At 66.3% G+C, this 12971-nt stretch carries 12 protein-coding genes; 1 reads left to right on the top strand and 11 read right to left on the bottom strand.

Annotated features, from left to right (window positions below; translation table 11 throughout):
• Nucleotides 1-469 (top strand): hypothetical protein (locus tag OEX18_04325; GenBank protein MDH4336484.1); only part of this gene is annotated, 469 nt, incomplete at its 5' end.
• Between the two features lie 30 nt (nt 470-499).
• Here the strand turns inward: OEX18_04325 and OEX18_04330 are convergent.
• The 11 genes from OEX18_04330 to OEX18_04380 all read right to left on the bottom strand — a co-directional run bounded on the left by OEX18_04330 (nt 500) and on the right by OEX18_04380 (nt 12953).
• Nucleotides 500-1747, bottom strand: coding sequence for an insulinase family protein (locus OEX18_04330; protein ID MDH4336485.1), 1248 nt, complete (start codon nt 1745-1747; stop codon nt 500-502).
• Nucleotides 1748-1855: 108 nt separating this feature from the next.
• Nucleotides 1856-4039, bottom strand: coding sequence for a polyribonucleotide nucleotidyltransferase (pnp, locus tag OEX18_04335; GenBank protein MDH4336486.1), 2184 nt, complete (start codon nt 4037-4039; stop codon nt 1856-1858).
• Between the two features lie 95 nt (nt 4040-4134).
• Nucleotides 4135-4404 (bottom strand): 30S ribosomal protein S15, encoded by a 270-nt coding sequence (gene rpsO / locus OEX18_04340; protein MDH4336487.1) that lies wholly within the window; start codon nt 4402-4404, stop codon nt 4135-4137.
• A gap of 147 nt (nt 4405-4551) precedes the next feature.
• On the bottom strand, nt 4552-5496 hold the full coding sequence (gene ribF, locus OEX18_04345; protein MDH4336488.1) for a riboflavin biosynthesis protein RibF: 945 nt from the start codon (nt 5494-5496) through the stop codon (nt 4552-4554).
• A gap of 12 nt (nt 5497-5508) precedes the next feature.
• Nucleotides 5509-6477, bottom strand: a complete 969-nt coding sequence (gene truB / locus OEX18_04350; protein MDH4336489.1) for a tRNA pseudouridine(55) synthase TruB — start codon at nt 6475-6477, stop codon at nt 5509-5511.
• Nucleotides 6474-6884 (bottom strand): 30S ribosome-binding factor RbfA, encoded by a 411-nt coding sequence (gene rbfA, locus OEX18_04355; protein MDH4336490.1) that lies wholly within the window; start codon nt 6882-6884, stop codon nt 6474-6476. The genes truB and rbfA overlap by 4 nt, the downstream gene beginning before the upstream one ends.
• Nucleotides 6885-6911: 27 nt before the next feature.
• Nucleotides 6912-7193: a DUF503 domain-containing protein gene (locus OEX18_04360; protein MDH4336491.1), complete on the bottom strand. Its 282-nt coding sequence runs from the start codon at nt 7191-7193 to the stop codon at nt 6912-6914.
• A 33-nt stretch (nt 7194-7226) separates the two neighbouring features.
• On the bottom strand, nt 7227-9737 hold the full coding sequence (gene infB / locus OEX18_04365) for a translation initiation factor IF-2 (protein ID MDH4336492.1): 2511 nt from the start codon (nt 9735-9737) through the stop codon (nt 7227-7229).
• On the bottom strand, nt 9738-11336 hold the full coding sequence (nusA, locus tag OEX18_04370) for a transcription termination factor NusA (protein MDH4336493.1): 1599 nt from the start codon (nt 11334-11336) through the stop codon (nt 9738-9740).
• Nucleotides 11337-11855: a ribosome maturation factor RimP gene (locus tag OEX18_04375; protein MDH4336494.1), complete on the bottom strand. Its 519-nt coding sequence runs from the start codon at nt 11853-11855 to the stop codon at nt 11337-11339.
• Between the two features lie 165 nt (nt 11856-12020).
• Nucleotides 12021-12953, bottom strand: a complete 933-nt coding sequence (locus OEX18_04380; protein MDH4336495.1) for a M28 family peptidase — start codon at nt 12951-12953, stop codon at nt 12021-12023.
• Nucleotides 12954-12971: the final 18 nt, after the last annotated feature.

Genomic DNA, 12971 nt, shown 5'->3' on the forward strand with positions numbered 1-12971 from the left:
CGACGGTGAGGTGATGGCGATCGACCTGCCGGAGTACCCGGACGATCTGGACAGACTGAAGAAGTTCGCCAGGTCCGTTGGCAGTTCACCGGATGAGGTTCCTCGCGTGGCCGCGGTCCACTCGCTCACTCCCACGCTGCTGCTCGCGAGGCCCACGGCATGCCTTCCGGGCGCCGGGCAGGCAGCGACGCTTGAGTTCGAACTGCTCGACTACGCAGGACGATCGCTCGGCCGGCACGTACTCGACTGCGACTACGACTCTTCCTCCGACGGGATGTATATCACCCGGGGCACTCTTGTCGTGGTCAAGGGGGGCAGGGCAGCTCTGGAAGCCACGCTTCGGCAGCAGGCCTCGATGATAGGCTTGCATATGGAGTCAAAGCCCGGCGCCTGGGAATCAACTTCGCAGGGCTCTGACACAGTAACGATCCACGCCTATGATCTCGCGGCGCACTTCAATGCGCAATGAATCTCGTTCTCCAGAGACCTGCAGTGCTAATCATACCTCCGCGGCCGACGGCCCCAGCGAGATGGCCGTGAAGGATCCGGTGTCGAAGAGGTCGCGCGCCAGAGCGCGCACGTCGTCCAGCGACACCGAGTCGATGCGGTCGATCAGTTCGCGCTCCGGAATCTGGTAGCCATAGCTGATCTCGTTGCGCGCCAGACGCATCATGCGCGAGGTGGAGGTCTCCAGCCCCAGCAGGATACGCCCCTTGATGTGCGCCTTGGTGTCGTCCAGCTCGGCGGCGGTCAGGCCGCCGTTGCGCGCGTCGGCGAACTCCGCCGCCACCGCCTTCATCGCCTTGCGGACGTTGCCGGGGTTGACCGCCATGTACGCGGCAAACATCCCCGTGTCGCGCGAGTGATCCAGGTACGTGAACACGTTGTAGGCCAGCCCCAGCTCCTCGCGCACCTTCTGGAACAACCGCGAACTCATGCCGCCCCCCATCATCGCGTTCAGCACCATGAGCGGATAGCGGCGCTCGTCGAGGAACGAGAACGTCCGGCGCCCCATGACCACGTGCTGCTGGTGGAGCTTCCTGCGCACGTGCTTGCGCACCACGTGCGGCTTGCGCAGGCGCGTGGTGTCGCGCGCGAGCGTCCCCTCGGGAAAACGGAAGCGCTCGCGGCACTCCACAATCAGTTCCTCCTCATCCATGTTGCCATACACCGCTACCACCAGGTTGGAGGCCCGGAACAGGCGCCGGCCGTAGCGCACGAGGTCGGCGCGGCGGAACTTTGACACCGTGCTGCGCGACCCCAGGATGGGCCGGCCCAGCGGGTGCGCGGGATAGATTTCGGCCGCGAACAGTTCGTGGATCAAGTCGTCGGGAGCGTCGTCGACGTCGCCGATCTCCTCGATCACCACCTGGCGCTCGATCGCCACCTGCTCGTCCGCAAAACTCGAGTGGGCCAGCATGTCCGCTATCAGGTCGAAGGCGACCTCGCGCCGGCTCTCGAGCACCTGCGCGTAGACGGCCATGGTCTCCTTGGTGGTGAAGGCGTCCAGCGAGCCGCCGATCTTCTCGATCTCCTGGGAGATGTCCTTGGCGGTGCGGGTGGCGGTTCCCTTGAAGAGCATGTGCTCCAGGAAGTGGCACAAACCCGCCTCGCGCGGCTTCTCGTCGCGCGCGCCGGTGCGCGTCCATACGCCCATGCAGAACGCCTTGGAGACGGGGTTCTTCTCGTGGAGGATCGTGAGCCCGCCGGGCAGCACGATCTTGTTGGCCTTGCGTGAATACTTCATGAGGTTGCTCCGCGCGATGGGCCCATCGCGCCCTGTAAACAACTGCGCCCGCCCGCGGGAGTAGATCCTGCGGGCGGGCCGCTGATGCGTTCCCGGGGAACGGGGTGACTAGCGCCGCGACCGTTCGCGTCCGCGTCCGCCGCCGCGTCCGCCGCGGTCGCCGCCTTCGCGGCGCGGGCGCTCGTGCCGCTCCTCCTCGACGTAGCCCTCCGGCTTCTCGAGCAGGACCTTGCGGCTCAGGCGAACCTTGCCGTCGCCGTTGACCTCGAGGACCTTGACCTTGACCAGGTCGCCCACCTGGAGTTCCTCCTCCACGCGCTCGAGGCGGCGGTAGGCGATCTCGGAGATGTGCAGCAGGCCGTCGCGGCCGGGCATGATCTGCACGAATGCGCCGAACGGAAGGATGCTCCGCACCTCGCCCTCGTAGATCGCGCCCACTTCCGGCTCCGCGGTGATTTCCTTGATTCGCGTGAGCGCGATTTCCGCGCTCTCCGTGTTCACCGCAATCACGCGGACGGTTCCGTCGTCTTCGATCTCGATCTTGGCACCCGACTCCTCCTGGATGCGCTTCACAACCTTGCCTCCCGGGCCGATGATCTCGCGGATCTTGTCGGTGGGGATGGTGATGGTGGTGATCTTGGGCGCAAACGGCGAGATGTCCTTGGCCGGCGTCGAGATGGCCTGGTTCATGACCTCCAGGATGTGCAAGCGCCCCACCTTGGCCTGGTGCAGTGCCTTCATCATGACCGCGTCGGAAATGCCCGCGATCTTGGTGTCGAGCTGGAAGGCGGTGATGCCCTGCGCGGTGCCCGTCACCTTGAAGTCCATGTCGCCCAGGTGGTCCTCGGCGCCGAGGATGTCGCTCAGCACCGCCACGCGGTCACCCTCGATCACGAGGCCCATCGCGATACCCGCGACGGCCTTGGGGATGGGAACGCCGGCGTCCATCAGGGCCAGGCTGCCGCCGCACACCGATGCCATCGAACTCGATCCGTTGGACTCGAGGATCTCCGACACGATGCGGATCGTGTAGGGGAAATCGTTCTTCTCCGGGATCATGGGCCGGATGGCGCGCTCGGCGAGGGCACCGTGGCCGATCTCGCGGCGGCCGGGCCCGCCGAAGCGACCCGTCTCACCCACCGAGAACGCCGGGAAGTTGTAGTGGAGCATGTAGCGCTTCCAGCTCTCACCCTCGATGGTGTCGAGCATCTGCTCGTCCTCGGTGGTGCCGAGCGTGGTGCTGACCAGGCTCTGCGTCTCACCGCGTGTGAACAGGGCCGAACCGTGCGCGCGCGGCAGAACGCCGATCTCGCAGGTGATGGGCCGGATGTCGGTGGTGCCGCGTCCGTCGAGACGGCGGCCCTCGTCCAGGATCATGTGGCGCATGAGCTTCTTCTCGATCTCCTCGAGGACGAGGGCGATGTACGCCTCTTTCTCGGGGTAGTCGAGCTGGAACATGGCCGCGGCCTCGGTGTGGATGGCCTTGAGCGCGTCCTGCCGGTCGAGCTTCTTGGCAATCACCAGGGCCTTCTTGATCTGGTCGGAGAAGAGCTTCTCGATCTTGCCGTCCAGTTCGGCCAGGCGCTCGGGAACCTCGACCACGCGTTTGGTCTTGGCGCCGGCCTTGGCCACCAGGTCGTGCTGCATCTTGTTGAAGAGCTTGATCTCTTCGTGCGCGAAGCGCACCGCGGCCAGCATGTCTTCTTCGCTGACCTCCTTGCAGGCGCCCTCCACCATCATGACGGCGTCGTCGGTGCCGGCCACGATGACGTCGATGTCACTCGACTCCATCTGTTCGGTGGTGGGGTTCACGACGAACCGGCCGTCGATCCGGCCCACGCGCACACCGGACATGGTGTCGTTGAACGGGATGTCGGACAGGGCCAGCGCCGCCGAGGCGCCCACCAACCCGAGCACATCCGGGGCATTGAGCCCGTCGTAGCTGATCGGCTGAACGATCACCTGCGTCTCGCACATGAAGTGCTTGTCGAACAACGGCCGGATGGGCCGGTCGGTCAGGCGCGCGGTGAGCGTCTCGCGCTCGCCGGGCCGCCCTTCGCGCTTGAAGAAGCCACCCGGGATGCGCCCGGAGGCGTAGAACTTCTCGCGGTACTCGACGGTGAGCGGGAAGAAGTCGCGATCCGTCTTCTTCTGCGCCGCCACCACGGCCACCAGCACCATCGTGTCGCCCATGCGGACCACAACGGATCCGTCGGCCTGCTTGGCCATCCGGCCCGTCTCGATGGTGTAGTTCTGGCCGTTAATCGTTCTCGATACTGTATGAGTCGTCATCTTTGAAACAAACCTGCCTTAGAGTCTAACGAAGACAAACGCAAACGAGGCGCGTCGACAAGACGCGGCCAACACCGCGCAGCAGCCCGTGAGGGCTACTTGCGCAGGTTGAGCTGCTTCAGCATTTCCCGGTAGCTTTCGATCTTCTGGTTCTTGAGATAGTCCAGGAGCTTGCGACGTCGTCCAACGAGCTTCAACAGGCCTCGCCGGGACGCATGGTCCTTCTTGTGCACCTGGAAGTGATCGGTGAGCATCCGGATTCGCTCAGTGAGGAGAGCTATCTGAACTTCGGCCGACCCGGAGTCCTTGTCGTGGAGCTTGTACTTCTCGATTATGTCCCGCTTCTGATCGGGAGTCATTGCCATCGTCTGATCACCTCCTCGTACATCGGTACGCGACACGATGGCGACAGCCGGATGAAGACCAGCCGTCAGACTTCGGGACGCTAGCACACGGCCCCGGAGGTGTAAAGGGCAATAACCGCGCCCCGGGCGCCGCCGGGTGCCGGGGCGTCACGGGGAGCCACCCAGGCGCTCGCGGGCCGCGTTGCGGTCCGCGGCGAGTTGCTCGATGAGGGCGCTCACCGTGGGGAACTTGTGCTCCGGACGCAGGAAGGCCTCGCAGTACACCGAGAGCGTCTCGCCGTAGAGGTGGTTGTCGAAATCGAAGATATGCACCTCGATCTCGTCCCGGCTGCCCCGCTTGATGGTGGGAGACCGCCCGATGTTCATCATCCCTTCATGAATCCAGCCGCGCCAGCCCACCCGCACCGCGTACACCCCGGCCGGCGGCCACAGCTTGCCCGGGTCGGCGATCTGCAGGTTGGCGGTCGGGAAGCCGAGGTCCCTCCCGCGGCCCTCCCCCTCCACCACGCGCCCGCGCACGAGGTAGGGGTGGCCGAGCAGCTGGTTGGCACGCTCCAGGTCCGAACCCAGCAGCCGGGCACGTATGGTGGTGCTGGAAACCACCTCGCCCTCCAGGTTGACGGCCGGCACCACCTTCACCGCGAAACCGCGGCGGGCCCCCTCTTCCATGACCCGCTCGGGACTCCCCTCGCGCTTGTGGCCGAAGTGACAATCGTATCCCAGCACCAGCTCGCGCATGTCCATCGCGTCCAGGAAGTAGCGCTGGATGAAATCGCGGTAGTTCATGTGCGCGGTGGTCTCGTCGAAGGGGAGGACGAAGACGCCGTCCAGCGCCATCCGCCCCAGCAGCTCCAGGCGCTCGTCGATGGTGGTGAGCAGCGCGGGGGCGGCGAGCGAGTGGGTGACGAGCACCGGATGCGGATCGAAGGTGATCGCCCACGCGCTCTCCACGTGTCCGAGGTCGCGGCGCGCAATCAGCTCTTCGATGATGCGCTGGTGCCCGCAGTGGACGCCGTCGAACACCCCCAGCGTCACGCCGCTGCGGACCGGGCGTTGCGTGGCGAGTTCTTCCAGGCTGCGTGCGACTCTCATGCGGCCCCGCGGTCAGCCCTCGACGCGCGGCCGCGCACTGGCGGGCGCGCTGCCGGCGGACTCCACGTAGAGACGGAAGGAATCGCAGATGCGCAACGGGTCGCGGGGGCGCTCGGAATCACGCGTGCCCACCGCGAGCAAGGTTCCGTCTTCGCCCAGCACGCGCATGGCGCCGTGTCGCGGCGAGCCGATGGTCTCCACCACGTCCTGGCGCAGCGGCGACATCCCGAACTGCAGCATGCGACCCGCACGCTCGGTGATCACCACGCCGGGCAGAAAGGAAAGCGCGTCCTCCAGCGCGAGACCCGCCGGTTGCTCGGGACCATCCGGCAGGAGCTTTTCGGAGGGAAACGCGTCCTCGATTGCAAACGCGCCGATGCGCGTTCTCGCCAGGGTGGTGAGCGAAGCCGGCAGCCCCAGCCGCGCGCCGAAGTCGCGCGCGAGGGACCGCACATAGGTGCCGCGCGAACAACGCACCACGCAGCGCACCAGCGGCAGTTCCACCGCGAGCACCTCGAAGCCGTAGATGGTGACCTGGCGCGGTTCGACGGGCGCTTCCTCGCCCGCCCGCGCCAGCTCGTAGTGTCGCCGCCCCTTGCGCTTGATGGCCGAGTAGGCGGGCGGGGTCATCGCGTACGGCCCCACGAATGACGCAGCGGCGGTATTCAGGAGTTCCCGGGTGAGCCCTTCCGGCACCGGCGCCTCGCGCACCACGTCGCCCTCGGCGTCGAGGGTGGTGGTTTCCACACCCAGGCGGACGTCGAACTGATACTCCTTCTCGAGGTCCATGAAGTGTTCCACCGCGCGCGTGGCGGTACCGGTGCACACCAGCAGCACGCCGCGCGCCAGCGGATCCAGCGTGCCCGCGTGGCCCACCTTGCGCAGGCCGGTCACGCGGCGCATGGCCGCGACGATATCGAACGACGTGGGGCCGATGGCCTTGTCGATGACGAACACGCGGTTCTCAAAGCGGTTGGTCATTCCGCTTCCCCGTCGTCCGGGGTGTCCGGCTCCGGCGCTGCGTCCGCGGTTTCGGGCGCGGCGCCCTCGGCCTCGTGCAGGACCTGGTCAATGCGGAAGGCGCGGTCGAGAGAGTCGTCGTAAACCCAGCGCAGCTCCGGCGCCACCTTGACGTCCAGCTCGCGGGCGATGGTATGGCGCATGTAGCCGGACGCGCTGCGCAGGATCTTCATGGTGATCTGGCGCTGCGCCTCGTCGCCCATCACACTGAAGAACACGCGCGCGGCGGAGAGATCCTTCGCGGTATTGACCCCGGTAACGGTAACGAGCCCCACGCGCGGGTCCTTGACGTCCTTGAGCACGATCTCACTCAGGATCTCCTTGATGACCGCGTTGACGCGCTCGATTCTATGGTGTGATTTCTTCATTGTATTCTGCCAGACAGTTTCACCTGACTACCTGAACTCCTCCATCGTATCCGCCACCGTCACCCGGCGGTCGTTCTCGATGAAGTTGCGCACCTTCGCGCAGGCACCGTCCAGCGTGCCGTGATCCGTTCCCACCAGCGACACCGCCAGCATGCTGCGCTGCCACTTGTCCTGGAAATCCACCTCGGCGACGGAAACATTGAAACGGCTGCGCAGCCTCGCCTTGAGGCTCGAAAGCACGTAGCGCTTTTCTTTCAATGAAGAACAGCCGGGGATCAGCAGATCGACGGTGAGAAGCTTGACGAACATGTCGCGCCCGGCGCGGGCACGGCGCACCCGCGACTAGAATACCCGCGCCTTCTCCTCGATGACGAACGCCTCGATGATATCGCCCTCGTGCAGATCGTCGAAACCCTGCACCCCGATGCCGCACTCGAAATTCTGCGCGACTTCCTTGACGTCGTCCTGGAAGCGTTTGAGTGATGCGAGGCGCCCGGTGAAGACGACCTCTTCGGCGCGCAACACACGAACCTGCGCGCTGCGTGTCACGTTGCCATCGACCACCATGCAGCCGGCAATGGTGCCGGTCCGCGAGACCTTGAACAGCTTGCGCACTTCCGCGCGGCCCAGTACGCGCTCCTCGAAAATCGGCTCCAGCATTCCCTTGAGTGCCTTGTCGACGTCGTCCATCACCTCGTAGATGATGCGGTAGCTGCGGATGTCCACGCCCTTGAGCTTGGCGATCTCCTTGGCCTTCGGCGCCACCTTGGCGCTGAATGCGATGATGATACCGCCCGAATTGGCCGCCAGCAGCACGTCGGACTCGGATACCGACCCGACCGCGGCGTGAATCACGTTCACCTTGACGTTCTCGACGCTGTGCTGCGAGAGGCTGTCGCGCAAGGCCTCCACCGAACCATTGGTGTCGGCCTTGATGACCAGGGAGAGCTCCTTGACGTCGCCCTCCTGGATCTGCGCGTAGAGGTCTTCCAGCGTGAGCGCCTTGGTGGGCTGCAGTTCGCGCGTACGAATGGCCTGCTGGCGCTTGCTGGCGACTTCGCGCGCCTCGCGCTCGTCCTTGACGCCGATGAACTCGTCGCCCGCCTCGGGCATGCCGTTGGAACCGAGCACCACCACCGGCTTGGACGGTCCCGCCTCGCGCAGCGGACGCCCGGCGTGGTCGAACATGGAGCGCACCTTGCCCCACTCGTTACCCACCACGAACACGTTGCCCACCTTCAGCGTACCCTGCTGCACGAGCACGGTAATCAGGATGCCGCGCCCTTCCTCCTTGCGCACCTCGACCACCACACCCTGCGCAGAAGCGGTGGGGTCCGCCTTGAGGTCGCCCAGCTCCGCCTGCAGCAGAATCATCTCCAGCAACTTGTCGATGTTGTGGCCGGTCTTGGCGGATACGTCCACCGCCACCACCTCACCGCCGAAGTCCTCCGTGAGCACGTTGTACTGCATCAACTGCTGCTTGACCTGGGCGGGATTGACGCCGGGCAGGTCGGACTTGTTGACCGCCACGATCATCGGCACGCCTGCCGCCCGGGTGTGGTTGATGGCCTCGATGGTCTGCGGCATGACGCCGTCGTCCGCCGCCACCACCAGCACCACGATGTCGGTGCAGCGCGCGCCGCGCGCGCGCATGGCGGTGAACGCCTCGTGGCCGGGTGTGTCGATGAAGGTGATCCTGCCGGTGCCCGTTCCCACCTCGTAGGCGCCGACGTGCTGGGTGATGCCGCCGGCTTCACCCGCGGCCACCTTGGCCTTGCGGATGTAGTCGAGGATCGAGGTCTTACCGTGGTCGACGTGCCCCATCACCGTCACCACCGGCGCCCTCGGCGCCAGCTTGGCGGGGTCGATGGTGGCGGCGTGCTTGAGCTGCATCTCGCCGTAGACCGCCTCGATTTCGACCGGGCGCTCCAGCTCTTCGGCGAGCAGTTCGATGTTGTCCCGCGAGAGTTCCTTGTTGGGCGAGGCCTCCACGTCGAGGCGCGCGAGGCGCGCGATCAACTCGTCGACGCTCATCTCGAAGGCCGCCGCCAGGTCGCCCGCGGTGACACCTTCCTGGACACGAACCGGCGGGAGGTCGGTGGGCTCGGCGGGCGTCGTGCGGGTCTTGCGACGCTTGGTCTTGCGCGTCGTTTCCATTTCCGCGATGCGGCGGCGCACGCTCTCGCGCACCTGTTCAGCCTCGCGGTTCTGCTTGCGCGGCTCCTCGATGATGCGTCCGCGCCATTCGGGCTCGTCGATGGTGAGCGTGGCTCCGCTCGCCGCGGCCGGTTGCGGGGTTTCCCGGGCCGGTTCCTCGGGGGCTACGGTGTGCGTCTTGCCCTTGCCCGCCTTGCGGGCCGGCTTCTCTTCCTTCTTCGGACGCGCCTTCTCTTCCGCCCTGGCGGGAGCCGGCTTCTTCGTTTCCACCACGGCCGCTTCCCGGGCGGACGTGGCGGTCTTCGCCGGCGGTGCCTCGGCCGCGGGAGCGGCCTCTTCCACCTTGGCCGTCTTGGACTTGGCCAGCCGCGCCTTGGGCTTTTCCTCCGCGGCGGGCGCCTCGGCCGGCTCGGCCTTGACGACACGGGCCTTGACCAGCTTGACCTTGGCCTTCGTCCTGGCCGGAGCGGCAGCCGCGGCCTCGGTCGCCTTGGCCGCCTTGCTCTTGGCGGCGGTCTTCCTGGCCGGCTTCTTCGTGGCGGTATGGGACCAGGAGAAGTGACGGTCGAGAGCAGCGAGCATGTCGTAGTCAACCGCGCTCATGTGGTTGGACACTTCGTGCCCGGACTGCTTCAGGAGCGCGATCAGCTCTTCGCTCGAGACGTTGTACTTCTTTGCCAGCTCGTGAATCCGCATTTACTCGTTCGTGTCCTTCCGGTCCGGCTGGTCCTCTGCGGGTGCATCCGAACTCTCCGTTGCCGCGGCGGGCGCTTCCACGGTTTCCGCAGGTGCGGCATTCTCCTCCGCCGCCGGTGCCGCGGGAGCATCCGCGCTCTCCGCCGAGGCGGCGGCCGCTTCGGATTCGGCGTTCTCCTCCGCCTCGACCTCGGCCGGGTCGCGGAAGAGCATCTCCTCGGTGAGCTTCACCGGCTCCTCCTCGGGAGCCGCTTCCTCCGCGTTGAGCATCGCCTCGTCGAAAAGCGGCTTCTCGGCCAGCTTCTCGCGTTCGCGCTCCTCGTTCTCCTTGCGGATGAGTTCCTCGAGCGCGCGCTCCAGCTCCTTCACGGTGCCGCTGGCGGTCTCCAGCAGCTTCTCCGCGGTCTTCTCGCCGAAGCCGGGGATCTCCAGCAGCACCGGCAGCGGCGTGCGAATCAGCTTCTGCACGGAGTTGATGCCCGCCTCGCGCAGCTTCTCGGCCATCTTGTCGCTGACACCCACCATTTCCTCGATGGGCATCAACAGCTGCTCCTGCAGCCGCTGGCGCTGTTCGAGCTCGCGATTGGAGACCAGTTCGATCTGCCAGCCGGTGAGCCGCGACGCCAGGCGCACGTTCTGCCCTTCCTTGCCGATGGCCAGTGAGAGCTGGTCTTCGTCCACCACGACCATCACCGACTTGGTTTCCAGGTCGGCGCGCACCTGCGTGATCTTGGCCGGCGAAAGCGCGCGAGAAATGAACGTGGATACGTCGTCGCTCCACGGCACGATGTCGATGCGCTCGCCGGAGAGTTCGTTGACCACGGCCTGCACGCGCGAGCCCTTCATGCCCACGCACGCGCCCACCGCGTCCACGCGGTCGTCGCGCGAATACACGGCGATCTTGGAGCGGCCGCCCGCCTCGCGGGCGATGCTCTTGATCTCGATCAGGCCCTCGTAGATCTCCGGCACTTCCTGCGTGAACAGCACCTTGAGCATCTCGGGGCTGGTGCGCGACAGCGTGATCATGGGCCCCTTGGCTTCCTTGTCGACCTTCATGATGACGGCACGGATGGAAGAACCCTGGTTGTAGCGCTCGCGGCGGATCTGGTCCTTCTTGGGCATGAACGCCTCGGCGTTGCCCAGGTTGACCAGGATGCCGGTGCGGTCGATCTGCTGCACACTGCCGGAAACGATCTCGCCGGTGCGGTCCTTGTATTCCTCGAAGACGCGGTCGCGCTCGAACTCGCGGATCTTCTGCATGAGGATCTGCTTGGTGACCTGGATGGCGTTGCGGCCGAACTCCTCGAAGGGGAGGTTGATTTCGATCACGTCGCCCACTTCCGCACCGTCGGCGTACTCCTGGGCGTCTTCGACGGAAATCTGCAGACTGTCGTCCTCGACTTCCTTCACCACGTGCTGCACGAGGAACAACTCGATGCCGCCGTGTCCATCCTCGTCGATGCGAACCTCCGCGGTGGGGCCGTACTTGCGGCGAACCGCGGAGGCAAAACCCTGGGTCAGCGTGTCCAGGAGGGTCGCCCGGTCAAGCCTGCGCTCGCGAATGAGCTGGTTGAACGCTTCTGCAAAATGGATGCTCATCTACTCTTCACCTCTGCGCCACGCCGCGCGCGACGGACGCCGGTCCTTTTCTCGCTTCTTGTCGATCTTGTATTCCTGATTGACGAGGTTGGCGCGCGCCACCTCATGGAGTGCGAGCGAAATCTCTCCGCCGTCGATATCGAGGGTCAGAACTCCGTTTATACAGGAACGGATGGTGCCTGTATACGTGATTCTCCCCTCGCCGGGGCGCTCCACGACCACTTTGGCCTCCTGGCCGGCGAAGCGCTGGTAGTGCTCCTCCCTGACCAGGGGGCGGTTGCTGCCCGGCGAGGACACCTCGAGCAGGTAGCGGCCGGGAAACGGTTCGTCCCGCTCCAGCATCATGGCGATGGTGCGGCTCGCAAAGGAACACTCGCCCACGGTCACCCCGCCGGGTTTGTCGATGAAAATACGCAGGATGGGGCTGCGCGCGCCGCCCACCACCTCGAGCTTGACGCACTCGAAACCGAGCAGTTCGAGCTCCGGCGCGATCACCTTTTCCAGTTCCGCTTCTTTCATGATCCGACCGGGGATTCCGGTCCGCGGCGGGCAACAAAAAAGTGGGCAGACCACCCGCCCACTCGGTCGCTCACAACACTCATCGGCAACGTACCACAAAAGTGGCCACAGGCGCAAGGGGCGCCACAGGAGGGGGTTGACCGCCCCCCGGGTCCGGGGGCGGGCTCAGCGGGCGGGGTAGCTGAAGTCGTAAATGATGCTCTGGAGCAGGGTTCCGACGTCGGCCACGCGGGCGGCGTCCACCTGGTCGAGGTCGTCCCCCAGCGTGTGCCAGGCGCCGTAGCCGTAGCCGAACAGGTCGATGGCGGGATAGCCCGCCTGCAGCAGCGGCACGTGGTCGTCGTAGACGGGGGTTCCCTCGACCGGCTCGAAGTAGTCCAGGCCCAGCGCGGCCGCGCGCCCGAACACGAAATCCACCAGGGCGGGCGCGCGCTGGCGCGAGAAGCCCTCCTGCTGCACGCGCGTGCCGCGGCCTCCCACCATGTCCAGCAGGATCGCCGCCACCGGCCGGTACCCGGCGGCGCGCGCCACGAAGCCCTGCGAGCCCAGCAGGTAGTACTGCAGGTCGCCCTCCTTGCCGTAGTCCTCCCCGTCGAAGAGCACCACGTCCACCCCGATGTCCGCGGGCAGCCGTGCGCCCACCACACGGGCCACCTCCAGCAGGATGCCCGTCGACACCGCACCGTCCACCGCGCCGGGGATGGGCGTGGTCCACAGGGTGGAGTCGGCTTCCTGGTCGGCCCAGGGGCGCGAGTCGTAGTGCGCGGCGAGCATGAGGCGGCGTCCGCGGTCGGGCGCGAAGCTGCCCATGATGTTGATGAGCCGCAGGCGGCCGGGCCGGTAGGGGTCGTCGACCTCGAAGGCCTGCAACGACACGCTGGCCCCGTGGCGCTCCAGGGTGCGCGCGAGGTAGCGCGCGGCCGCATCGCGCGCCGGGCTGCCGGGCACGCGCGGGCCCAGCGCCACCTGGTGCTCCACGTGCACCAGCGCGCTGTCGGCGGAGAAGGCGGGGACCTCCTTCGCCGCGCAACCACCCGCCAGCAGGCCAGCGGCCACCAGGCCGGCGGCCGGCAGTGCAACCACAAACACACGCGGCATGTTCAATGCGTCCCCCAT

It is taken from the genome of Candidatus Krumholzibacteriia bacterium, assembly GCA_029865265.1.
Taxonomy (GTDB): Bacteria; Krumholzibacteriota; Krumholzibacteriia; order WVZY01; family JAKEHA01; genus JAKEHA01.

What these genes read in the sequence shown, in the direction of transcription:
- pnp (MDH4336486.1), bottom strand. Translation starts at nt 4,039, where the DNA reads ATGACGACTCATACAGTATCGAGAACGATTAACGGCCAGAACTACACC.
- rpsO (MDH4336487.1), bottom strand. Translation starts at nt 4,404, where the DNA reads ATGGCAATGACTCCCGATCAGAAGCGGGACATAATCGAGAAGTACAAG.
- OEX18_04360 (MDH4336491.1), bottom strand. Translation starts at nt 7,193, where the DNA reads ATGTTCGTCAAGCTTCTCACCGTCGATCTGCTGATCCCCGGCTGTTCT.
- OEX18_04375 (MDH4336494.1), bottom strand. Translation starts at nt 11,855, where the DNA reads ATGAAAGAAGCGGAACTGGAAAAGGTGATCGCGCCGGAGCTCGAACTG.
- truB (MDH4336489.1), bottom strand. Translation starts at nt 6,477, where the DNA reads ATGACCAACCGCTTTGAGAACCGCGTGTTCGTCATCGACAAGGCCATC.
- rbfA (MDH4336490.1), bottom strand. Translation starts at nt 6,884, where the DNA reads ATGAAGAAATCACACCATAGAATCGAGCGCGTCAACGCGGTCATCAAG.
- OEX18_04330 (MDH4336485.1), bottom strand. Translation starts at nt 1,747, where the DNA reads ATGAAGTATTCACGCAAGGCCAACAAGATCGTGCTGCCCGGCGGGCTC.
- ribF (MDH4336488.1), bottom strand. Translation starts at nt 5,496, where the DNA reads ATGAGAGTCGCACGCAGCCTGGAAGAACTCGCCACGCAACGCCCGGTC.
- OEX18_04380 (MDH4336495.1), bottom strand. Translation starts at nt 12,953, where the DNA reads ATGCCGCGTGTGTTTGTGGTTGCACTGCCGGCCGCCGGCCTGGTGGCC.
- nusA (MDH4336493.1), bottom strand. Translation starts at nt 11,336, where the DNA reads ATGAGCATCCATTTTGCAGAAGCGTTCAACCAGCTCATTCGCGAGCGC.
- infB (MDH4336492.1), bottom strand. Translation starts at nt 9,737, where the DNA reads ATGCGGATTCACGAGCTGGCAAAGAAGTACAACGTCTCGAGCGAAGAG.